At 68.4% G+C, this 19,870-nt stretch carries 23 protein-coding genes; 11 read left to right on the top strand and 12 right to left on the bottom strand.

What is annotated here, in order from left to right:
• Positions 1-179 precede the first annotated feature (179 nt).
• Complete coding sequence (locus tag KIP89_RS05765; protein ID WP_213754430.1) at positions 180-386, top strand: hypothetical protein; 207 nt, start codon at positions 180-182, stop codon at positions 384-386.
• Here KIP89_RS05765 and dprA read toward each other — a convergent pair.
• The 4 genes from dprA to KIP89_RS05745 are packed head-to-tail and all read right to left on the bottom strand — an operon-like array spanning position 383 to position 4,406.
• On the bottom strand, positions 383-1,501 hold the full coding sequence (gene dprA, locus KIP89_RS05760; RefSeq protein ID WP_213754429.1) for a DNA-processing protein DprA: 1,119 nt from the start codon (positions 1,499-1,501) through the stop codon (positions 383-385). The genes KIP89_RS05765 and dprA overlap by 4 nt on opposite strands.
• Before the next feature lie 3 nt (positions 1,502-1,504).
• The gene (gene plsY, locus KIP89_RS05755) at positions 1,505-2,110 is read right to left on the bottom strand and encodes a glycerol-3-phosphate 1-O-acyltransferase PlsY (RefSeq protein ID WP_213754428.1); all 606 of its coding nucleotides are present in this window, start codon (positions 2,108-2,110) and stop codon (positions 1,505-1,507) included.
• 51 nt (positions 2,111-2,161) lie between these two features.
• Complete coding sequence (locus KIP89_RS05750) at positions 2,162-3,460, bottom strand: dihydroorotase (RefSeq protein WP_213754427.1); 1,299 nt, start codon at positions 3,458-3,460, stop codon at positions 2,162-2,164.
• Positions 3,453-4,406, bottom strand: a complete 954-nt coding sequence (locus tag KIP89_RS05745) for an aspartate carbamoyltransferase catalytic subunit (protein ID WP_213754426.1) — start codon at positions 4,404-4,406, stop codon at positions 3,453-3,455. Before KIP89_RS05745 ends, KIP89_RS05750 begins: the two co-directional genes overlap by 8 nt.
• A gap of 178 nt (positions 4,407-4,584) precedes the next feature.
• Here KIP89_RS05745 and KIP89_RS05740 point away from each other — a divergent pair, with 178 nt between their 5' ends.
• A complete protein-coding gene (locus tag KIP89_RS05740) occupies positions 4,585-4,986 on the top strand; it encodes a hypothetical protein (protein ID WP_213754425.1) in 402 nt (133 codons plus the stop codon).
• A gap of 65 nt (positions 4,987-5,051) precedes the next feature.
• On the opposite strand, the gene KIP89_RS05735 is transcribed toward KIP89_RS05740, so the two are convergent.
• The 3 genes from KIP89_RS05735 to KIP89_RS05725 all read right to left on the bottom strand — a co-directional run bounded on the left by KIP89_RS05735 (position 5,052) and on the right by KIP89_RS05725 (position 7,127).
• Positions 5,052-5,984: an AEC family transporter gene (locus tag KIP89_RS05735; protein ID WP_213754424.1), complete on the bottom strand. Its 933-nt coding sequence runs from the start codon at positions 5,982-5,984 to the stop codon at positions 5,052-5,054.
• A 17-nt stretch (positions 5,985-6,001) separates the two neighbouring features.
• Complete coding sequence (gene ruvX, locus KIP89_RS05730) at positions 6,002-6,484, bottom strand: Holliday junction resolvase RuvX (protein WP_213754423.1); 483 nt, start codon at positions 6,482-6,484, stop codon at positions 6,002-6,004.
• A 199-nt stretch (positions 6,485-6,683) separates the two neighbouring features.
• On the bottom strand, positions 6,684-7,127 hold the full coding sequence (locus KIP89_RS05725; protein WP_213754422.1) for a helix-turn-helix domain-containing protein: 444 nt from the start codon (positions 7,125-7,127) through the stop codon (positions 6,684-6,686).
• Between the two features lie 69 nt (positions 7,128-7,196).
• Here KIP89_RS05725 and KIP89_RS05720 point away from each other — a divergent pair, with 69 nt between their 5' ends.
• On the top strand, positions 7,197-8,462 hold the full coding sequence (locus KIP89_RS05720) for an MFS transporter (protein WP_213754421.1): 1,266 nt from the start codon (positions 7,197-7,199) through the stop codon (positions 8,460-8,462).
• A gap of 83 nt (positions 8,463-8,545) precedes the next feature.
• Positions 8,546-9,250: a metal-dependent hydrolase gene (locus KIP89_RS05715; RefSeq protein WP_213754420.1), complete on the top strand. Its 705-nt coding sequence runs from the start codon at positions 8,546-8,548 to the stop codon at positions 9,248-9,250.
• Between the two features lie 32 nt (positions 9,251-9,282).
• Here the strand turns inward: KIP89_RS05715 and KIP89_RS05710 are convergent, their stop codons facing one another.
• Positions 9,283-10,215: a hypothetical protein gene (locus tag KIP89_RS05710; RefSeq protein WP_250152212.1), complete on the bottom strand. Its 933-nt coding sequence runs from the start codon at positions 10,213-10,215 to the stop codon at positions 9,283-9,285.
• A gap of 136 nt (positions 10,216-10,351) precedes the next feature.
• On the opposite strand from KIP89_RS05710, the gene KIP89_RS05705 reads away from it, so the two are divergent.
• From KIP89_RS05705 to KIP89_RS05685, 5 genes are all read left to right on the top strand, one after another.
• Complete coding sequence (locus KIP89_RS05705) at positions 10,352-10,690, top strand: hypothetical protein (RefSeq protein WP_250152211.1); 339 nt, start codon at positions 10,352-10,354, stop codon at positions 10,688-10,690.
• 26 nt (positions 10,691-10,716) lie between these two features.
• Entirely contained in the window at positions 10,717-11,013 is a 297-nt protein-coding gene (locus KIP89_RS05700) for a hypothetical protein (protein ID WP_213754419.1), read from the top strand.
• 164 nt (positions 11,014-11,177) lie between these two features.
• On the top strand, positions 11,178-11,465 hold the full coding sequence (gatC, locus tag KIP89_RS05695; RefSeq protein ID WP_213754418.1) for an Asp-tRNA(Asn)/Glu-tRNA(Gln) amidotransferase subunit GatC: 288 nt from the start codon (positions 11,178-11,180) through the stop codon (positions 11,463-11,465).
• Positions 11,466-11,470: 5 nt separating this feature from the next.
• Positions 11,471-12,952, top strand: a complete 1,482-nt coding sequence (gene gatA / locus KIP89_RS05690) for an Asp-tRNA(Asn)/Glu-tRNA(Gln) amidotransferase subunit GatA (protein ID WP_213754417.1) — start codon at positions 11,471-11,473, stop codon at positions 12,950-12,952.
• Positions 12,952-13,248 carry a chorismate mutase gene (locus KIP89_RS05685; protein WP_213754416.1) on the top strand — a complete coding sequence of 99 codons (297 nt, stop codon included), beginning with the start codon at positions 12,952-12,954 and terminating at the stop codon, positions 13,246-13,248. The genes gatA and KIP89_RS05685 overlap by 1 nt, the downstream gene beginning before the upstream one ends.
• A 78-nt stretch (positions 13,249-13,326) precedes the next feature.
• Here the strand turns inward: KIP89_RS05685 and KIP89_RS05680 are convergent, their stop codons facing one another.
• The 3 genes from KIP89_RS05680 to KIP89_RS05670 all read right to left on the bottom strand — a co-directional run bounded on the left by KIP89_RS05680 (position 13,327) and on the right by KIP89_RS05670 (position 16,724).
• Complete coding sequence (locus tag KIP89_RS05680; protein ID WP_213754415.1) at positions 13,327-14,469, bottom strand: glycosyltransferase family 2 protein; 1,143 nt, start codon at positions 14,467-14,469, stop codon at positions 13,327-13,329.
• A gap of 156 nt (positions 14,470-14,625) precedes the next feature.
• Positions 14,626-14,925 (bottom strand): DUF6455 family protein, encoded by a 300-nt coding sequence (locus KIP89_RS05675; protein ID WP_213754414.1) that lies wholly within the window; start codon positions 14,923-14,925, stop codon positions 14,626-14,628.
• Between the two features lie 101 nt (positions 14,926-15,026).
• Complete coding sequence (locus KIP89_RS05670) at positions 15,027-16,724, bottom strand: L-lactate permease (RefSeq protein ID WP_213754413.1); 1,698 nt, start codon at positions 16,722-16,724, stop codon at positions 15,027-15,029.
• Between the two features lie 295 nt (positions 16,725-17,019).
• Between KIP89_RS05670 and gatB the strand changes: the two genes are divergently transcribed.
• Together gatB and KIP89_RS05660 are read left to right on the top strand one after the other, a co-directional pair.
• Positions 17,020-18,513 carry an Asp-tRNA(Asn)/Glu-tRNA(Gln) amidotransferase subunit GatB gene (gatB, locus tag KIP89_RS05665; RefSeq protein WP_213754412.1) on the top strand — a complete coding sequence of 498 codons (1,494 nt, stop codon included), beginning with the start codon at positions 17,020-17,022 and terminating at the stop codon, positions 18,511-18,513.
• A gap of 157 nt (positions 18,514-18,670) precedes the next feature.
• Complete coding sequence (locus KIP89_RS05660) at positions 18,671-19,210, top strand: GNAT family N-acetyltransferase (RefSeq protein ID WP_213754411.1); 540 nt, start codon at positions 18,671-18,673, stop codon at positions 19,208-19,210.
• A gap of 31 nt (positions 19,211-19,241) precedes the next feature.
• Here KIP89_RS05660 and KIP89_RS05655 read toward each other — a convergent pair whose 3' ends face one another.
• A complete protein-coding gene (locus KIP89_RS05655; protein ID WP_213754410.1) occupies positions 19,242-19,859 on the bottom strand; it encodes a hypothetical protein in 618 nt (205 codons plus the stop codon).
• Positions 19,860-19,870 lie beyond the last annotated feature (11 nt).

The following is a 19,870-nucleotide window of genomic DNA, read 5'->3' as shown; positions in this document are numbered from 1 at the left end:
CCGCTTCCGCAAGGGGGAAGCGGGCCTTTTCGGCGGCTTCCGCCCATGGAAAGTCCCGCAAACGTTTGCTCTGCCATGGATTGCAATTTTTGATTTAGTAAATCAGTTTAAACGCAACTTCAGGTAATATGCCTTCCGCGCATTCCCCGCCATTTGACATTTCATCATCAGGGCACCTCGTGAACGAGCTCCCGCGTGACATCTGCCCGAGGCGTGACACGGCGCACTACATCGCCGAGATGGCCCACGAACTCGCGGTGCTCGCCGCGGTTCGCGAACTCGCCGTGCTGCGTTATCTGCTGGAGATGGCCCGCGACGAAGCCCGTGCCATCGCCTCACAAGCAATGACGGACGCTGCCGTTATGGATCAGGAGCCGGGCGGCTAATACTGCGAGAGCGAGACCCGGCCGCCGCCATGGCGTTCCAGCCGGCCCGCGAGCTCCAGTTCGAGGAGCAATATCTGCACCTCACCGGCGGACAGGCCGGACAAGGCGACCAGGTCATCCACCGGCAGAGGCGCGGGCCCGAGCAGGCCGAGGATGCGGCCGCGCGCGTCATCGCTCGGATCGGGGGCATCGAAGCCGGCATCGGTTCCTTCTTCCGCCTGAAGGGGCGGCGGGCGGTGCCGCAGAGCGACAAGACCCTCCAGCACGTCGGCCGCGCTGGTGACTAGCATGGCGCCCTGCTTGATCAGCGCGTTGGTCCCGCCGGCGCGCGGATCCATGGGCGAGCCGGGCACGGAAAAGACCTCCCGCCCTTGTTCGGCGGCCAGCCGCGCCGTGATAAGCGAGCCGGACCGCTCCGCCGCTTCCACGACCACAACACCGCATGACAGGCCGGAGACGAGGCGGTTGCGGCGGGGAAAGTCGCGGGCGCGCGGCTCCCACCCCATGGGCATTTCCGTGATGACGGTCCCCTGATCCGCGACGCGACGCATCAGTTCCTCATTTTCCTTCGGATAGGGTCGGTCGAGCCCGCCGGCCAGCACAGCCACTGTGCCCGAGCCGAGGCTGGCTTCATGCGCCACGGCGTCGATCCCGCGAGCAAGGCCCGAGACAATCACCCAGCCGGCTTCCCCGACGCCGCGGGCGATGCGCGCGGTCATGGTGCGGCCGACACCCGAGGCATTGCGGGAGCCGACCACAGCGACACAGGGGCGATTCAGCAACTCGGCCCGACCGATCACGCTGATGAGCGGAGGCGCATCGTCGATCTCGCGCAGCAGGGCGGGATAGTCCGGCTCGCCTAGCGCGATCAACTGGCCACCCAGGCGATCCAGCGCACGCATTTCCGCTTCGACTTCGGCGATGGTCGGTATGCGTGGCGGAATAAGCCCACCGCCCCGGCGCGCCAGGCCCGGCAGCGCCTCCAGCGCGGCAGCCGCGCCGCCATAGCGGTTGATGAGGTTGCGGAAGGTGCGGGGCCCGACATTCTCCGTCCGGATCAGGCGGAGCCAGTCGCGGCGCTGGTCAGGATCGAGACGAACGCCGCGTGGTGCCAAGCTTTATCCCTTCTTGCCGATCTTGCCTTCGGTGCCGGTCAGAAGCCGGGAAATGTTAGTCCGGTGCATGAACCAGAGCAGCGCCGCCAGGATCGCCAGCAGCAGGCCGGTCGGCGGCGGCGCGATGATGAAGGCGGCAAGCGCCGTCAGCAGGCTGGCAACCAGCGCCGCCAGCGACGAGTAACGGCTGATGAAGGCGACGGCGAGCCAGGCGACGGCGAAGACGAGCGCCGCCTGCCAGGCGAGCGCCAGCGTCACGCCGAGAAAGGTCGCGACGCCCTTGCCACCCTTGAAGCCCAGCCAGACCGGAAAGAGATGGCCGAGAAACGCGCCCAGCGCCGCCGGCAGCGCGGCCTCCGGTCCAATGAGCTGGCTGGCCAGCAGCACGGCGAGCGTACCCTTGAGCGCGTCGCCCAGCAGCGTTGCCGCGGCGAGCCCCTTACGCCCTGTGCGCAGCACATTGGTCGCGCCAATATTGCCCGAACCGATGCTGCGAATATCCTGCGTCCCGGCCATCCGGGTGAGGATGAGGCCGAACGGAATGGAGCCGAGCAGATAGCCGAGAAGCAGGCCGGCGACGCTCGACAGTGTGGGAAGCGACCAGATCATGCCGGAGACCTTAAAGGCTCTGCGCCGAAATAAAACTCGGCACCGTCGCGATCAGACATATTCGTAGACAGTACGGCCGGCCACCAGCGTGCGCACCACCCGTCCCTCGAACTGCGCTTCGTCAAACGGCGTGTTGCGGCAGCGCGATTTGAGGTTCGCCGCATCGAGGATCCAGGCCTCGTCCGGGGCGATGAGCGCGATATCGGCCGGCTGGCCGAGGCGGAGCGTGCCGGCCGGCAGGCCAAGCAGTTCCGCCGGCCGAGTCGACATGGCGCGGATGAGCGCCATCAGCGACAGGCTGCCATCGTTCACGAGGCGCAAACCCGCCGCGAGCATGGTTTCCAACCCGATGGCGCCGAAGGCGGCTTCGGAGAAGGGCAGGCGCTTCACGTCGACGTCCTGCGGATCGTGATCCGACACGATGACGTCGATGAGACCGTCCGCCACCGCCTGCACCAGCGCGAGCCGGTCATCCTCGGCGCGCAGCGGCGGGGTCAGCTTGAAGAAGGTCCGGTAGCCGACTACGTCGCGCTCGTTGAGCGTCAGGTGGTTGATCGAGGCCGAAGCGGTCACGCTCAGTCCGGCCTCCTTGGCGCGGCGCAGCACGTCCAGCGATTCGGCGCAGGTGAGCGAGGCTGCATGATACCTCCCGCGCGTAATGGCCGCGAGCCGCACGTCGCGTTCGAACATGATGGCTTCCGCCGCCTTGGGTATGCCGGCGAGACCGAGGCGCGAGGCCAGTTCGCCCTCATTCATCACACCCTCGCCGGCCAGCGACTTGTCCTCGGTATGGTGGACGATCAGCGCATCGAAATCGCGCCCATAGGTGAGCGCGCGGCGCAGCACCTGCGCGGAGCCGACCGAATGGGTGCCATCGGTGAAGGCCACCGCGCCGGCCGCGCGCAGCAGGCCGATCTCCGTCATCTCGCGGCCTTCCAGCCGCTTTGTCAGCGCCGCCATGGGATGGACGTTGACGATGGCGGTGTCGCGCGCGCGGCGCATCACGAAGTCGACGATGGCCGGCTCGTCGATGATCGGGTCGGTCTCGGGCTGGCAGATGATGGTGGTCACGCCACCCGCCGCCGCCGCCTGACTGGCCGAGGCCAGCGTCTCGCGGTGCTCGGCACCGGGCTCCCCGATGAAGGCGCGCATGTCGACGAGGCCCGGCACGGCGATGAGGCCACGGCAGTCGACGATCTCCGTGCCCTCCGGCAGGCCGGCCGACTTCAGGTTCGCGGCGAAGTCCTTGATGACGCCATCGGCGATCAGCAGGTCGCCATGACCGTCCATGTCGCTCGAGGGGTCGAGCACACGCGCATTGGCGAGAAGGGTGGGGCGGGGCTCACGCATTGGGCAGGTTCCGCGACAGCGCGTCCAGCACGGCCATGCGGACGGCGACGCCCATCTCGACCTGCTCGCGGATGAGGGACTGGGGACCATCGGCAACCGCCGAGTCGATCTCGACGCCGCGATTCATGGGACCCGGATGCATCACCAGGGCGTCCGGCCGGGCAAAGCGCAGCTTCGCCTCGTCGAGCCCCCAGAAATGGAAATACTCTTTCACTGAAGGCACATAGGAGCCATTCATGCGCTCGCGCTGGAGGCGTAGCATCATGACGATGTCGACATCCGCGAGACCGCGCTTCATGTCGCCGTGAACCTCGACGCCGAAACGCTCGATATCCTTCGGCAGCAGGGTCGGCGGGGCGATGACCCGCACCTGCGCGCCCAGCGCGTGCAGCAGCAGGATGTTGGAGCGGGCGACGCGCGAATGGATGATGTCGCCACAGATGGCCACCGTCAGGCCCTGGATGCGGCCTTTGTTGCGGCGGATGGTGAGAGCATCGAGCAGCGCCTGAGTGGGGTGCTCATGGGCACCGTCGCCGGCATTCACCACGGCGCAGTCGACCTTGCGGGCGAGGAGTTCGGCGGCGCCGGAGGCGCTGTGGCGGACGATGAGGACATCCGGGTGCATCGCGTTCAGCGTTGCCGCGGTGTCGATGAGCGTCTCGCCCTTCTTCACCGAGGAGTTGCCGACCGACATGTTCATCACATCGGCGCCGAGGCGCTTGCCGGCGATCTCGAAGGAGGACTGGGTCCGCGTCGAGGCCTCGAAGAACAGGTTGATCTGGGTTCGCCCGCGCAGCGTCGCCCGCTTCTTCTCCACCTGACGGTTGAGGAGCACGAACTCTTCGGCGAGGTCGAGAAGCCCGACGATCTCGTCAGGGGACAGCCCTTCGATGCCGAGAAGGTGCCGGCGGGCGAGGGTAAAACTGGCAGTCGGGTTCGATGTCATATCGAAGTCGGCTGGATAGACGCAGAGGGGCCCTCCCGCAAGCCCAAAGCTCGTTTTCCCAATGATTTCGCGAGTTCCACGCGCCCCGCCACCCGGCCCAGGAGCGTGCTTGCGGGAACCTCATTCGCGCGTCGGCGTTGACTGGCACGGCGCCAGAACGCGCAGAAGGAGCAGAACGATGACCCACTCGGTTGAGAACAGCAGGGCCGGCATCGGCAAGTTTGCCGCCATCGGCTTCGCGGCGGCATTGGCCGCCCTGTCCACTCTCCCGGCTTCGGCCGCCCCCCTGTCGCTGGGTGCCGGTGTGCCAGAGGCCGCCCGGACGGCACCTTCCGTACCGGTCGAAAATGTGCGCTGCCGTGGCTGCGCGGTCGGCGTCGGCATCGCGGCGGGCGTGATCGCGGGGGCGGCGATCGCCAATGCCGCCCGAAACGACCGTAATCGGTATTATTATGACGAAGGCCCCGGCTATTATGGTGGCGGGCCGGGCTATGGACGCCCGGTCTACAGCCGCGGTCCCGGCCGCTGCTGGGTTGAGACCAATCCTCACCGCGGCACCGGCTATTGGGGCCGCTGCTGAGCTATCTGACCGGCGAAAATGATCTGGGGCGGCGCATCGGCGTCGCCCTTTTTGCTATGTATTTCCTAGAGATAGGCCACAAGGCCAATCACCAGCGGCATGGTGGCGGCGGCGAGCAGGGTCTGGATCGTCAGGATCTCCGCCAGCAACGGCGCATCGCCGCCCATCTGGCGGGCGAGGACATAGCCATTGGGGGCGGAGGGCACGGCGGTCGCCACGGCGACGATCAGCAGGTCGACCTCGTGCAGGCCCAGCGCCCAACCCATCGCGACACCCACGGTCGGCAAGGCCAACAGCTTGATAACACAGGCAAACCAGGTCGCGGCGCGCGGGCGGCGCAGGTCGCCGAGACGCAGGCCGGCGCCGACCACCAGCAGGCCGAGGGCCAGCGAGGCGCGGCCGAGCACATCGGCAAAGGTAATCAGCACCAGCGGGACCGGAAGATGAAAGGCGTTGATCAGCGCGCCGGCCGCGCAGGACCAGATGAACGGGTTGCGGACCAGCTGAAGCACCAGCAAGCGATTGCTGGCGCTGCCGTTTTCGCCGTGGCGGGCGAGCACCATGACGCTGATCGCGTTGAGCACCGGGATCATCACGGTGAGGCCGACCGCCGCCACGGCGAGGCCGGCGGAGCCCGCGAGCGAGCCGGAAACAGCCAGCGCGATATAGGTGTTCCAGCGCAGCGCGCCTTGAAAAACCGAGGTATAAGAAGGACTTGTAAGGCGGAATAGGCGGCTGAGGGGGCGCCGGGCCAGCGTCAGGGCGATGGCGAACACCGCAATCGAGCCCAGCAGCGCGCCCGCCACCTCGGCCACCGCCACCTCGCCAAGCTCGGCGCGGGCGATGGAGACGATCAGGAGGGCGGGGAACAACACGAAATAGGTCAGCCGCTCCAGCGCGATCCAGTGCGACGCCTCGGGCAGGAGGCCGCGCTTCAGCACCACGCCAAGGGCGATGATGAGGAAGACGGGAGCGAGCGCGCCGAGCACCACTGCCATGTCAAGTACCTGTCAGATCAGTCGTTTTCGGCGAGGAAGCGCAGCCGGTCGAGCGCCCCCTGGAGGATGAAGGTGGCGGCTTGCTGGTCCACCACTTCGGCGCGGCGGGCGCGGCTCATATCCATGGCGAGCATGTCGCGCTCCACGGCGGCGGTGGACAGGCGCTCGTCCCACAGCACGATGGGCAGCTCGGTGAGCTTGGCCAGATTGCGGGCGAAGGCGCGGCTGGACTGGGCGCGCGGGCCTTCCGAACCGTCCATGTTGACCGGCAGGCCAAGCACGAAACCGGCGGCGTGGCGGGCGCTGGCGAGCGAGAGAATTCGCTGCGCATCCGGCGTAAACTGTTTGCGGGCAATGGTTTCCACCCCCGCCGCGAGGCGTCGGTCGGGGTCGGACGAGGCGACGCCGATGGTCTTGGTGCCGAGATCGAGCCCGATCAGCCCACCGCGCGGGGGCAGGAGAGGGGCGGCGTCGACGATGCTGAGGATGGGTGCAGGCATGGCGGGAAGGGGCCTAGCACGCCGCCGCGCCGGGCGCCACGGCACAGCTTCGCGGACAGCCGGATGACCGGAGTGTCAGTGCAGTGAGGTGGACGATCAGGCCAGTGAGGCGCATCCGCGTCGTGTGAGGCCACGCGGCGGCCGGGGGACCGCTCGGGAGCCCGCCAGAGGGCCTGTCGCCGTCGCCTGACTCGGCCCGTCACAGAGGCCGTCGCCCCCCTTTCGGCCGGTTGCCGGTCGCCCGGCTTCTCCCGCGCGTGCCGGCGACCTCGAGCAGCCGGCGAAAGGTCGAGCACTCCATGTGCGAGGGGGCCGGGCAGTCGGCGACGTGGCGCAGCGTGTCGCGCAGGGCCGTCAGCTCTCGGATCCTCTGGTCGATCGTGTCGGCCTGCGCGTGGAGCGCATCGCGCGGCAGGTTCGGCTCCCCGTTCGCGCCGAACATGCCGGCGATCTGGTCGAGCGAGAAGCCGGCGGCCTTGCCCATGGCGATGAGCTTGAGCTGGACCAGCACCTCCGGCGGGAACTGCCGGCGCAGGCCGTGCCGGGCGACCGAGGAAATCAGCCCGGCCTCCTCGTAATAGCGCAGCGCCGAGGGCTTTATTCCGCTCCGCTCGGCGACCTCCCCGATATCCAGAAACTTCATGCTTGACCTCAACTCGACTTGAAGTGGCAGCCTGCGCGCGAACCAAAGTTGTGACAAGGGGCGAGGGTGATGCAGCAGGATTTGCAGCCGGCGGATGTACGACAGGCGGATGTGCGGGAGGCCGGCGGTGCGCCGGCCGGGGTCACGGCCACGCTGGCCCTGGCGATGCTGCTGGGCTCGCTCGGCATCGGCATCGCCAATATCGCCCTGCCGGCACTGGCCGAGGCCTTCCCGGCCCCGTTCGCCCATGTGCAGGCGGTGGTGGTCGCCTATCTCGTGGCGCTGACGGTGACGGTGGTGATCGCGGGGCGGCTCGGCGACCGTCACGGGCTGAAGCCCATGCTGGTGGCGGGTCTTGCCCTGTTCGCCGTCGCCTCCCTGCTCTGCGCGCTGGCGCCGAGCCTCGGGCTGCTGATCGCTGCGCGGGCCTTGCAAGGCATCGGCGCGGCCTTTCTGATGACGCTCTCCATGGCCATGATGCGCCAGACGGCGGGCGAGGCCCGTGTCGGCCGGGCCATGGGCCTGCTCGGCACGGTGTCGGCGCTGGGCATGGCGCTCGGCCCGGCGCTGGGCGGGGTGCTGATTCCGATGGCGGGCTGGCGCAGCGTCTTCTGGGTGCAGGTGCCGCTGGCGGCGGTCGCCTTCGCGCTGGCCGTCCTCCTGCTGCCGGGGGCGCCCGGAAGGTCAACCTCGTCTTCCCCCACGTTGCGCTCGGTCATGGACCGGCGCCTCGTGCCCACTCTGCTCGTCAACCTTCTGGTCGCCGCCGTCATGATGACGACGCTGGTGGTCGGCCCGTTCTATCTTGGCGCCGGTCTGGGCCTGACGGCGCCGCAGGTCGGGCTGGTCATGGCGGTGGGCCCGGTCATCTCCATTTTCAGCGGGGTTCCGTCGGGCTGGCTGGTTGACGGCTGGGGGCCCGTGCGCGTGCTCGGCCTTGGCCTCGCCCTGCTGGCGGCGGGTGCGTTCCTGCTGGCGTTTCTGCCGAACGGCATCGGCCTTCCCGGCTATGTGCTCGCCATCGCCGTGTTGACGCCGGGCTACCAGCTTTTTCAGGCGGCCAACAACACCGCCGCGCTGGCGCATGTCGCCGGCGAGCGGCGTGGCACCGTTTCCGGTCTGCTCAATCTCTTTCGCAATATCGGCCTGATCGCCGGGGCCTCGGCGATGGGCGCGCTGTTCGCGTTCGGCGTGGGAACCGACGCCTTCGCGCAGGCTACGGCAGGGGCCATCGCGTCCGGGATGCGCCTGACCTTCCTGACGGCGGGGGGATGGATGCTGGTGGCGATCGGGGTCGCGGTGGCGGCGCAGGCTGCCAGCCGACGCGCCGCCTGAATCCCGGCCTTGCCGCATCGGCACCGCCTTGTACCTCCGCGATGGCGCACTATCTTGCCGCCGTCATCCGCAGGGAGAACCCGATGAAGATCACCTGGTACGGCCACGCCGCGTTTCGTCTGGAGTTCGCCGGCAAGGTGGTCCTGATCGACCCCTTCCTGACCGGCAACCCGTCCTTCACCGGCACGGTGGAGGCGGCGAGCGCGGGGGTGAGCCACATCCTGCTCACCCATGGCCATGGCGATCATGTCGGCGACACGGTGGCGATCGCGCGGGCAACCGGCGCGACGGTGGTGGCCAATGCCGACCTCGCGTCCTGGCTCGGCTCCCACGGGGTGGAAAAGCTGGAGATGATGAACACCGGCGGCACCATCCATCTCGACGGCTTTACCGTCAGCATGGTCCGGGCCGACCATTCCTCCGGGATGATGATGGACGGCGCCTCGGTCTATCTCGGCAATGCCAACGGGCTGATCGTCAAGGCGCCGGGCGAGCCGACGCTCTGGCACATGGGCGATACCGACATCTTCTCCGACATGGCGCTGATCGCCGAGATCCACCGGCCGGACGTGGCGATCATGCCGATCGGCGACCGCTTCACCATGGGGCCGGAGACGGCGGCGCTGGCGGTGACGCGCTATCTCGGCGGGCTGACCATCATCCCCGCCCATTACGCCACCTTCGGCCTGCTGGAGCCGAATGCCGACCGCTTTGTCGCGCTGGTCGGCGAGGAGGCGACGGTGGTGGTGCCGGAAATCGGCGTCGCGACGGATTTCGCCCGGCTCTGAGAGGCTGCGGGCCGTTCCCCCGGCCCGCCTGTCTATGCCATTTCGGCCTGGCCGACCGCGGCGAGGCCGGCGCGGGCGGCGCGGGCCTGACGCACCAGAGCGGCGGCGAGCAGGGTTTCCATCGCCGCGATCAGCGCCGGCTCGGCGATAACGCCGCCTTCCGCGCTTCCCCGCCCGGCGAGCCGGCGCACCAGCCCGGCCTCGGCGGCCGCCCGCAGCATGTCCATCACATGCGAGCGGGAGATGCGGCATTCGCGGGCCAGATGCGCCACGCTGAGCGGCGTCTGCCCGTTGGCGGCGTCGAACAGGCAGAAGGCCACCATCAGCCCGCCATCGCGATCGGCGAAGAGTTCGAGGCAGGGGACATCGGTGACGATTCGCCAGCCGGCGCGCAGCGGCGCCAGCAGGGTGGTGACGAAGGCTTCGAGAAAGCGCGGGTCGTCGAGATGGGCCAGCGCCCGCCCGCCCTCCGGCAGCGCCGGCCCCATGGCGCCCAGCATGGCGCGCCAGCGTTCCTTGTGAATCTCCATCAGCCGCGGCGTGACGACGAGGCGGTGCCGGCGCCGGTCGGCATCCGGCGCGGGGGCGACCAGTCCCAGCAGGCGGCAGGCGGCGAGAATCGCGGTGACGCGGCCGGGGCTGCACAGGCCGAGCGCCACCGCCTCGGTCTTCAGCCGCCCCGAGGTGAGGCCCGGCGCGCCGGGATCGGATTCGAGGTCCATGCTCAGCATCAGCAGCGCAAGGGTGATGCGGCCCCGGTCGTTCAGCATGCGGGTGAGCAGCACATCGCCGCGATAATGCCCCCCGATATTGCGCGCCGCCGCGCCCGCCATCTCGGCAAAGGTGGGATGGGAGCGCAGGCGCGCGCGCTCCTCCGCTTCTTCGGCGATCAGCGCGGCCAGTTCCGGCGCGATGGCGCTTTCGTGATCGGCACGGGGGCGGGCGGTGGCGAAGGCAGGCGGCATCACGCTTCTCGGTCCGGCTGCGGAGGTAGGTGGATCGGGGGCTGCGAATCCGACCAATAATCGACATTGCCGAGTGTACCCGGGATTGCATTATCGCGCCGCTTCCGTTCCGTGATGTCAACATTAAGGAGGCGACATGACCGGATTCGCTTTATCCCTTCGGGGTTTCGTCCTCGCGGCCTGCGCTGCGGCGTCGTTCAGCGTGCTTCCATCGGCCGGCGCTGAGGCGGCGGTGATCTATTGCACGGGCCCCGGCGTGCCGGTCGGCTGCGTGGTGCGGGCGGCTCCGGCGGCCCGGGCGGCTGTCTATTGCACGCGGCCCGGCTACCCGGTCGGCTGCGTCGGCGGTGTCGGCGCTCCCGGTGTCGGTGCCCCCGGTGTCGGCGTTGTCGGTGCTCCGGCAGCGCGCGCGGTGGCCCGTCCCGGCCCCGGCGTCAATGGCGGCGGACCGGTCAACCGGCCGGGCCTGCGCTGACCCATCTTTATCCAAGGAGAACATTCATGAGCATTCTCAAGCGCGCCCCCCTGGCCTGCGCGGCGACCGCCGCCGGCCTCGTCCTGTTCCTCGCCGCCGGCTCGGTGGCCATGGCCGACAAGGCGGCGGGCGATGCCTGCGCGGCCAGCCTCAACGCTGACGGCCAGGCCATCTATGCCGGCGTCGGCAGCGCCAGCGGCGACCTGCGCACCGCCATCACCAACACCACGCGCTCGCTCGCCATGTCCGGCAAGATCGACCGTGGCAATGCCCGCACCAATGCGGAAGCCGCCGGCAAGTGCCTGGAGCTGGCCCGCTCCTGATCGCGGCGCCCGTGACGGCGACGCTTCTGCCATGGCCCGCGCGCACCACGCGCGGGCCATTTTCGTTTCCGCGCCAATTCCGTGATTGGTGGTGCCGTGCGTTGCGGGGCGCCGTGCCCGCCTGCTATAGGGCGCGCATCAGTTCTCGTTGAGTGGGATTTCGGATGTCGGTCGATCTGGCGACGGTCCGGCGAGTGGCGCATCTTTCGCGCATCGCCGTGACGGAGGAGGAGGTGAACCACCTCCAGGGCGAACTCAACGCCATCCTCGCCTTCGTGGAACAACTCGGCGAGGTGGACACCACCGGCGTCGAGCCGATGACCAGCGTGATTCCGATGACGCTGCCGCTGCGCGCGGATGTCGTCACCGACGGCTTCTATCCCGAGCGCGTGCTGGCCAACGCCCCGCTGGGCGAGGACGGCTTCTTCGCCGTGCCGAAAGTGGTGGAGTGAGCGCCATGACCGATCTCACCCGCCTCACCATCACCGCCGCCCGCGAAGGGCTGGCGCAGGGCCATTTCACCGCCACCGAGCTCACCACCGCCTATCTCGGCGCGATCGAGACGGCCGGCGCGCTCAACGCCTATGTGCTGACCACGCCCGACAAGGCGCTGGCGATGGCCAAGGCCAGCGACGACCGGATCGCCAAGGGCGAGGCCGGGCCGCTGGAGGGCATCCCGCTCGGGGTGAAGGACAATTACGCCGTGGACGGCGTGCGCACCACGGCCGGCTCCAACATCCTCAAGAACTTCGTCCCGCCCTATGAATCGAGCGTGACCGCCAATCTCTGGCAGGCCGGCGCGGTGCTGCTGGGCAAGCTGAATCAGGACGAGTTCGCCATGGGCTCGTCCACAGAATCGAGCGCCTTCGGCCCGACCGTGAACCCCTGGCGGCGCAAGGGCTCGTCCCAGCCGCTGGTTCCCGGCGGTTCCTCCGGCGGTTCGGCGGCGGCGGTGGCGGCGCATCTGGCGGCCGGCGCGGCGGGCACCGACACCGGCGGCTCGATCCGCCAGCCGGCGGCCTTCACCGGCACGGTCGGCATCAAGCCGACCTATGGCCGCTGCTCGCGCTGGGGCATCGTCGCCTATGCCTCCTCGCTCGACCAGGCCGGGCCGATCGCCCGCTCGGTGAATGACGCGGCGCTGCTGCTGCGCGCCATGGCCGGGCATGATGCCAAGGATTCGACCAGCGTCGACCTGCCGGTGCCGGATTATCAGCAGTCCTGCGGCGGCTCGGTGAAGGGCAAGCGCATCGGCATCCCCCGCGAGTACCGCGTCGACGGCATGTCGGCCGAGATCGCCGCGCTGTGGGACAAGGGCGCCGACATGCTGCGCGAGGCCGGGGCGGAGATCGTCGAGATCAGCCTGCCGCACACCAAATACGCCCTGCCGGCCTATTACATTGTGGCGCTGGCCGAGGCTTCCTCGAACCTCGCCCGCTATGACGGCGTGCGCTATGGCGAGCGGGTGGCCGGCCGCGACATCGTCGAAATGTATGAGAAGACCCGCGCGAGCGGCTTCGGCGCGGAAGTGCGCCGGCGCATCATGATCGGCACCTATGTGCTCTCGGCCGGCTATTACGACGCCTATTACCTCAAGGCGCAGCAGGTCCGCACGCTGATCAAGCGCGACTTCGAGACCGTGTTCGCGGAAGGGGTCGACGCCGTGCTCGCCCCCGCCACCCCGTCGCCCGCCTTCGGCATCGGCGAGAAGTCCGGCGCCGACCCGGTGGAGATGTATCTGCAGGACGTGTTCACGGTGACGCTGAACATGGCCGGCCTGCCGGGCATTTCGGTGCCGGCCGGGCTGTCCTCCGAGGGGCTGCCGCTCGGCCTCCAGCTCATCGGCCGACCGTTCGAGGAGCAGCATTTGTTCGCGCTCGGGCAGGTGATCGAGGACGCGGCGGGCCGCTTCGAGATCCCGGAGAAATGGTGGCTGTGATGGCGCGGATGCTCCCCGAGAACGAGCGCGCGCTCGCGCCCTTCCGGGCGCAGATCGACGCCATCGACGCGCAGATGGTCGAATTGCTCGCCCGCCGCTTCGAGGTGGTCAAGCACGTCATCGCGGTGAAACAGGCCGAGGGCCTCGCCGCGCTGCTGCCCGAGCGGGTCGAGGACGTGGTCGAGAAGGTGATGGCGCAGGCCGAAACCCGCGGCCTGCCGCCGGAACTCGCCGAGAAGCTCTGGCGCGTGCTGATCGAGTGGGTGGTCGCTTACGAGAACGAGCGGCTGGGGTAGGGCGCCGCCCGGCCTGGAGCTTATTGTTCTGACGCATTTGCTTCACGCGAACCGGAATCCGGTTCGCTCGAAAATGCGCTAGCCGCCGGCCCCGCGACAGCGGGCAAGGAAGGTCTGAATCCTGAGCCGGCGCTTGCGGAATTTGCGGGCCATCTTGTCGCGGAGCACTTGGGCAAAAGCGGCGGCCAGCTTGGAGCGTGACCGTCGCAGGTCTGTCAGCTCATTCTGAAGCGCGTGATGCTCCGCCATCAGCGTGCGCAGCCGGTCGGATTCGGACCATCCGGTACTGCCGATGAGGGCCAATTGGTCACCGAAGGTGACGCGGCCAATCAGTTCGTCGAGCAGACCGACCACCAGCGCAAAGGGCTGGCGCTGCGCGAGTTCCGGCCACTTCATGGTACCGCGCCGTTCCAGGAAACGCCGCTCGACCCGCGCGCAGACGGCCATTTCCGGGATGAACTGGGCGATCAGTTCCTCGCGCTGGGCGATGCTGAATTCCGGCTGCCGCTTCAGAATGTCGATGCAGCGCATCACATGCAGCGCGAGGTCGGGCGTGAAGCGGTGGCAACTCTTCCAGCCGACATAATGGGTGAGCGCCTTGACGACGGCGTGCTCCGCCGAGCGGATCGGAAAATGCGCCAGCCGCACGCGCGGCAGCGGCCAGACGGCGACCGACTTGCCCTCGAAGCAGACGCCGTGATTGCCGGGATCGTAGGAGACGTTGCCGTTGCGGCTGAGCGCGCGGGTGACGATGGCCTTGAACGGCACCGGCGCGTTGCGGTCGATCTGCGCGTGCAGCCGCTCCAGCGGGTCGACGATCGCGGGATCGTCGTCCGGGCTCACCACATAGCAGGTCTCGAAAAAGCCGCCGGCCATGCCGTAGGGGATGGCGGCGAGATCTTCCTCGAATTCCTGCCGGCTGGTCGCGGCGATGAATTCATCCGCGTCGAGCGCCGTGACGATGTCCCAGTCCTGTTCCTTCAGCGCGTGCTGGAGCAGCCATGTGGTGCGCTGTCCCTGCGCGATGCCGCCGCGCCACTGGTCGTCTATGATTTCGAGATTGGGAAATTCGTCGCGGAGAAGCCGCAAAATCTCTGGCGTGGCGTCGGACGAGCGGTCGTCGATGATGAACATCTTGTCGACGAAGGCCAGATTATGCCGGACGAAGCACTCGATAATGTCCGCTTCGTTCTTCACGAGGGAGATGGACGCAACGCGCATGAACATCCTTGAAGCGTTCATCTGTCGATGAAAGCTTATCGCATGCGAGCGATTCCCTCACAAGATGAAGGCCCGCTTCCTGTGGGTCGTTGAGGGGGCGGGAAGTATCCCGGCACGTCCCGTATCAGGTGCGCCGGGCGTCAGGTGCGTCGGGCGTCAGGGGCGCTGGGCGATGGCCGCCGCCCCCGCGCCGTTCGCGGCGAGTTCACGGGCGATGATCTCTTCCACCCAGCGGGCGAAATGCGGCGCGTTGCGACAGAACTCGGCGACCGGGTCGGCGACCGTCGTTTCCGCCATCCAGTCATGGCACAAGCCGGCATCCCGGCAACCGAGGCAACGTTCCGCGGCGGCGCGCAGCTCCGCATCGGGAACCAGCCCGGCCTCCGGGTCGAGCCCGGCATGCTCCATCATGGTGCGGAACAAGGCGAGCCGTTCGTCGATCGTGTCCACCTGCATGAAAGCCTCCCCGCGATGCCAGCGGGGAGAATGGCCGCCCCGCGCGGGGGCGGCCTTGATCTTGCTCAAGCGCGACGCGCTCAGCCGCAAGCGCGACGCGCTCAGCGGGCGACGGTGAGCGGATCGCCGATGCCGATCACGTAGAAGCCGACCAGCAGCAGCGTGCCGGCGACCACCAGATAATAGATCGTCGGCAGGATGGTGATCCGCAGCGTCGCGCCCTCGCGGCCGAGCAGGCCGACCGTGGCGGAGGCGGCGACCACATTGTGGATGGCGATCATGTTGCCCGCCGCCGCGCCGACCGACTGGCCGGCCACCATCAGCGCCGAGGACAGGCCGAGGCCCTGCGCCACCGAGAACTGGAACTGGCTGAGCATGAGATTGCTCACCGTGTTCGAGCCGGCGAGGAAGGCGCCGAGCGCGCCGATCGACGGGGCGAACACCGGGTAGACCGCGCCGACCTGCGTCGACACCCATTCGGCGACCAGCACCGGCATGCTGTCCAGCCCGTTGGCGTTGACGCCGGAATTGATCATCACCCGCACCATCGGCACGGTGAAGATCAGCACGAAGCCGGCGCCGATCAGCGTGCCGCCGCTCTCGCGCACCGCCGCGCCGAAGCCCGCCGCCGACATGCGGTGCAGCGCGACGGTGATGAGGCAGATGATGACCAGCAGGCCGCCCGGCGAGAACAGCAGCGGGAAGTCGCCATTGATGCCCTGTTCGCCGAGAATGCCGGAGACCGCCAGCGTCGCCGATTTCAGCGCGCCGCCAATGGCCGGCACGGTGCGGCTGACCACCAGGAAGATCGCCAGCAGCACATAGGGTGTCCAGGCCAGTGCCAGCGGGATGGTGCGCTTGGCGAGGCTGTCGAGCGTGATGTCGAGCGCGCCGAACCACTCCTTCGGCCATTCGCTGGTGGGCGCGAAGTCCCAGCTGTCGCGCGGCACCAGGAAGCGGGCGCGCGCCGCCACCGTCATGATGGCGAGGCCGACCAGCCCGCCGATCAGCGAGGGGAATTCAGCGCCGAGCAGCACGGCCGAGAGCACATAGGGCACCGTCATCGCGAAGGCCGCCAGAAGCGCGAAGGGGGCGATGGACAGACCCTCGGTCCAGCTTTTGTTGCGGCCGAAGAAGCGGGTCATCACCATGATGAGGAACAGCGGCAGCAGCGTGCCGCAGATGGCATGCAGGATCGCCACCTCCGAGGTGATGACGTGGAAGAAGCTGGCCCAGTCCGAGCCCGCCTGCGCCAGTTGCCCGTCAATCGCCGCCCGGTCGAGACCGGTCTGCACGCCGACGATCAGCGGCGTGCCGACCGCGCCGAACGACACCGGGGTCGACTGGATCATCATGCCGAACACCACCGCCGCCATGGCCGGGAAGCCGACCGCGACCATCAGCGGGGCCGCCACCGCCGCCGGCGTGCCGAAGCCCGAGGCGCCCTCGATGAAGGAGCCGAACAGCCAGGCGATGAGGATCACCTGTACCCGCCGGTCCGGGCTGATCGAGGTGAAGCCGGCGCGGATGGTGGAGATGGCGCCGGAATGCTTCAGCGTGTTCAGCAGCAGGATGGCGCCGAAAATGATCCAGAGCAGGCCGGCGGTCTGGATCAGGCCCTGAAGCGTGGAGGCCAGCACCCGGTTGGCGCTGACGCCCCAGACCAGAAGGGCGATCACCACGGCCATCACATAGGTGATCGGCATCACGATGCGGGCGGGAATGCGGAACCCGATGAGCAGGATTCCGGCGGCGAGAATGGGCAGGAAGGCGAGTAAGGCGAGCAGTCCGGTCGACATCAGGCGTTGTCCTCCATGGGGTCTTTGGGGGGATCGTGTTCTTGATCTTGTTGGTAAGGTTTTTAGACCACGGGCGAGACGGAAATGATTACCCAATGGGATTAGTTCCAATGGCCAAGCCACGGGCCACCGCACAAACAGGCGAGCGGTCCCCCAAGCGCCCACGCCTTCGCGCGCGAAACGCAGGTCGGCGCGCCTTCGCGCGCGAAACGGTTGTCAGGATGGGCAGGGGCGGGGTAGGGAACAGGCACGAGAGTGACGCCGCGCCGACGCCCGCCAGAACAGGTTCGACCCCATGGACATGTACGCCCGCCCCGCCGACCCGAAGAAGCTGATCAAGGGCGCGACCGGCGATTGGGAAGTGGTGATCGGCATGGAGATCCATGCCCAGGTCACCTCCAACTCCAAGCTGTTCTCCGGCTCCTCGACCGAATTTGGCGGCGCGCCGAACAGCCATGTGTCGCTGGTCGATGCGGCCATGCCGGGCATGCTGCCGGTGATCAACGCCGAATGCGTCAAGCAGGCGGTGCGCACCGGCCTCGGGCTGAAGGCGCAGATCAACAACCGCTCGGTGTTCGACCGGAAGAACTATTTCTACCCGGACCTGCCGCAGGGCTACCAGATCAGCCAGTACAAGAGCCCCATTGTCGGCGAGGGCGTGGTGCTGGTCGACACGCCGGACGGGCCAATCGAGGTCGGCATCGAGCGCCTGCATCTGGAGCAGGACGCCGGCAAGTCGATCCACGACCTGCACCCCACCCAGTCCTTCGTCGACCTCAACCGCTCGGGCGTGGCGCTGATGGAGATCGTCTCCAAGCCGGATCTGCGCTCCTCCGAGGAAGCCAAGGCCTATGTGACCAAGCTGCGCACCATTCTGCGCTATCTCGGCACCTGCGACGGCGACATGGAAAAGGGCTCGCTGCGCGCCGACGTGAACGTCTCCGTGCGCAAGCCGAACGAGCCCTTCGGCACGCGCTGCGAGATCAAGAACGTCAACTCGATCCGCTTCATCGGCCAGGCGATCGAGACCGAGGCGCGCCGGCAGATCGGCATCATCGAGGACGGCGGCATGATCGACCAGGAAACCCGCCTGTTCGATCCCGGCAAGGGCGAGACGCGCTCCATGCGCTCCAAGGAAGAAGCGCATGACTACCGCTACTTCCCCGACCCGGACCTGCTGCCGCTGGAATTCGACGACGCCTTCGTGGCCGAACTGGCCGCGCATCTGCCGGAATTGCCGGACGAGAAGAAGGCGCGCTTTGTGAACGCCTACGGCCTCTCCGCCTATGACGCGGACGTGCTGGTGGCCGAGCGCGAGACCGCCGCCTATTACGAGGCGGCGGTGGCCCATGGCGGCACCGCGCGCGACGCCAAGGCAGTGGCCAACTGGGTGATGGGCGACGTCTCCGCCTTCGCCAACGCGTCCGGCCTCTCGGTCTTCGAGACCCACATCACGCCCCAGCAGATCGCCGGGCTGGTCGATCTGATCGCCGACGGCACCATTTCCGGCAAGATCGCCAAGGACGTGCTGGCGATCATCATCGCCGAGGAAAAGGATGGCGACCCCCGCGCCATCGTCGAATCGCGCGGCATGAAGCAGGTCACCGACACCGGCGCCATCGAGGCCGCCTGCGACGCCATCATTGCCGCCAATCCTGACAAGGTGGAGCAGGTGAAGGCCAAGCCGACCATGCTCGGCTGGTTCGTCGGCCAGGTGATGAAGCAGACCGGCGGCAAAGCCGCGCCGCAGGTGGTGAACGACATCCTGAAGGCCAAGCTGGACATCTGAGGCGGGGCTGCTTCATTTCCGGTGAGCCTCCGTCGTCTCCGCAACGTCTCTGCCGGTCGGCGCCTGCCGTCCTCACACCGTCATCCCCGGGCCTTACCCGGGGATCCACGACTTGGACCGGGCGTCGCGCGAGGGACGTCGTGGATGGGGAGCAGGAATGACGGATCAGGTGACGCCGGCTGACCGCGTGACAGAGACAGGGACCGACGCGCCGGTGAGCGGCCCCATCCTCATCGCCCCCGCCACCCGCGCGGACCTGCCGGCCATCGTGTCCATTCTCGCCCGCGAGACGATGTTCGGCGTGCGCGACAGCGCCGATCCGGCCGATTTTGCCGCTTATGAGCGCGCCTTCGAGGAGATCGCCGCCGATCCGCGCGCGACGGTGTATGTCGCCCGGCTTGGGGGCCGCGTGGTCGGCACCTTCCAGCTCACCTTCATGCGGGCACTGCTGCGCCATGGCGCGCGTCTGGCCATTGCCGAGGCGGTGCAGGTGGACCCGGATCTGCGCGGGCAGGGGGTCGGCGGGGTGATGATGGAATTCGCCATTGCCGAGGCGAAGCGGCGCGGGGCTTCCTCGCTCCAGCTCGCCTCCAACAAGCAGCGGCTCGACGCCCACCGCTTCTATGAGCGGCTTGGCTTCGAGAAGCGGCTCGACGGCTTCAAGATGGAATTCAAGGACGCGCCGGCCAACACATAAGCCGGCTAAATGTCTCGCGCGTTGGTGGGCCTCACGGCAGGCAGCGCGCCATGAAGACGTGCCAGGCCTTGGCGCCGGAGAGGTTGTGCCGGGTCTTGTAGGCCTGCCATTCGCCATTGCAGCGATTCACCGCCTCGCGGTCGCTCTCGTCCGGCTGCTTCTGCAGAGCGGGGGGCGGGGCGGGGGCCGGGGTCGCGGCGGGGGGCGAGGCCGGCTTGGCCGATGGCGGCGGAGCGGCGCCCGGCCGGGCGGGGGCGGCGGATCCGGCGAGGCATTGCTGGGCGAAGTCGCGATAGGTGAGGTCGCCGGTCTCGCGCTTGGCCTTCATCTCGTTCCACAGATCGGCGCATTGCTTGATCGAGGGCCGCGCGGCGGTGGCGGCCGGGCCGGTCGGGGTGGGCGAACTCGCCGTGGGGGTGCCGGGCGGGGACGCGGCCTGCGCGGCGCCGGCCATGCAGGAGCGGTAGAACGCGCTGTAGGTGGTGTCGCCGGTCTGGTTCGCCGCCTTCATCGCGTTCCAGCGGTCGGCGCAGACCTTGGCCGGATTCGTCGCCTGCGCGCGGGCGGGCAGGGGCGCGCCATGCAGGAAAGCGGCGCCGACCAGCAGGGCGGCGAGGCCGGGCAGGGCGATACGGTTGGCTGCGGGCATCCGTCCTCCGG

The sequence above is a fragment of the Ancylobacter radicis genome (assembly GCF_018449475.1).
In the GTDB taxonomy this organism is placed as follows: domain Bacteria; phylum Pseudomonadota; class Alphaproteobacteria; order Rhizobiales; family Xanthobacteraceae; genus Ancylobacter; species Ancylobacter radicis.
The sequence above is the reverse complement of the archived record's forward strand: the minus strand, read 5'-3'. Positions and strand labels throughout refer to the sequence as shown.

Excerpts from the sequence above, each read along its gene's own strand:
- KIP89_RS05705 (WP_250152211.1), top strand. The coding sequence starts at position 10,352 with ATGACCGGATTCGCTTTATCCCTTCGGGGTTTCGTCCTCGCGGCCTGC.
- gatC (WP_213754418.1), top strand. The coding sequence starts at position 11,178 with ATGTCGGTCGATCTGGCGACGGTCCGGCGAGTGGCGCATCTTTCGCGC.
- ruvX (WP_213754423.1), bottom strand. The coding sequence starts at position 6,484 with ATGCCTGCACCCATCCTCAGCATCGTCGACGCCGCCCCTCTCCTGCCC.
- KIP89_RS05685 (WP_213754416.1), top strand. The coding sequence starts at position 12,952 with ATGGCGCGGATGCTCCCCGAGAACGAGCGCGCGCTCGCGCCCTTCCGG.
- plsY (WP_213754428.1), bottom strand. The coding sequence starts at position 2,110 with ATGATCTGGTCGCTTCCCACACTGTCGAGCGTCGCCGGCCTGCTTCTC.
- KIP89_RS05675 (WP_213754414.1), bottom strand. The coding sequence starts at position 14,925 with ATGCAGGTGGACACGATCGACGAACGGCTCGCCTTGTTCCGCACCATG.
- KIP89_RS05680 (WP_213754415.1), bottom strand. The coding sequence starts at position 14,469 with ATGCGCGTTGCGTCCATCTCCCTCGTGAAGAACGAAGCGGACATTATC.
- KIP89_RS05745 (WP_213754426.1), bottom strand. The coding sequence starts at position 4,406 with ATGACATCGAACCCGACTGCCAGTTTTACCCTCGCCCGCCGGCACCTT.
- KIP89_RS05720 (WP_213754421.1), top strand. The coding sequence starts at position 7,197 with ATGCAGCAGGATTTGCAGCCGGCGGATGTACGACAGGCGGATGTGCGG.
- KIP89_RS05715 (WP_213754420.1), top strand. The coding sequence starts at position 8,546 with ATGAAGATCACCTGGTACGGCCACGCCGCGTTTCGTCTGGAGTTCGCC.
- KIP89_RS05750 (WP_213754427.1), bottom strand. The coding sequence starts at position 3,460 with ATGCGTGAGCCCCGCCCCACCCTTCTCGCCAATGCGCGTGTGCTCGAC.
- KIP89_RS05710 (WP_250152212.1), bottom strand. The coding sequence starts at position 10,215 with ATGCCGCCTGCCTTCGCCACCGCCCGCCCCCGTGCCGATCACGAAAGC.
- KIP89_RS05725 (WP_213754422.1), bottom strand. The coding sequence starts at position 7,127 with ATGAAGTTTCTGGATATCGGGGAGGTCGCCGAGCGGAGCGGAATAAAG.
- KIP89_RS05740 (WP_213754425.1), top strand. The coding sequence starts at position 4,585 with ATGACCCACTCGGTTGAGAACAGCAGGGCCGGCATCGGCAAGTTTGCC.
- KIP89_RS05670 (WP_213754413.1), bottom strand. The coding sequence starts at position 16,724 with ATGTCGACCGGACTGCTCGCCTTACTCGCCTTCCTGCCCATTCTCGCC.
- KIP89_RS05700 (WP_213754419.1), top strand. The coding sequence starts at position 10,717 with ATGAGCATTCTCAAGCGCGCCCCCCTGGCCTGCGCGGCGACCGCCGCC.
- gatB (WP_213754412.1), top strand. The coding sequence starts at position 17,020 with ATGGACATGTACGCCCGCCCCGCCGACCCGAAGAAGCTGATCAAGGGC.
- KIP89_RS05735 (WP_213754424.1), bottom strand. The coding sequence starts at position 5,984 with ATGGCAGTGGTGCTCGGCGCGCTCGCTCCCGTCTTCCTCATCATCGCC.
- gatA (WP_213754417.1), top strand. The coding sequence starts at position 11,471 with ATGACCGATCTCACCCGCCTCACCATCACCGCCGCCCGCGAAGGGCTG.
- KIP89_RS05655 (WP_213754410.1), bottom strand. The coding sequence starts at position 19,859 with ATGCCCGCAGCCAACCGTATCGCCCTGCCCGGCCTCGCCGCCCTGCTG.
- KIP89_RS05660 (WP_213754411.1), top strand. The coding sequence starts at position 18,671 with ATGACGGATCAGGTGACGCCGGCTGACCGCGTGACAGAGACAGGGACC.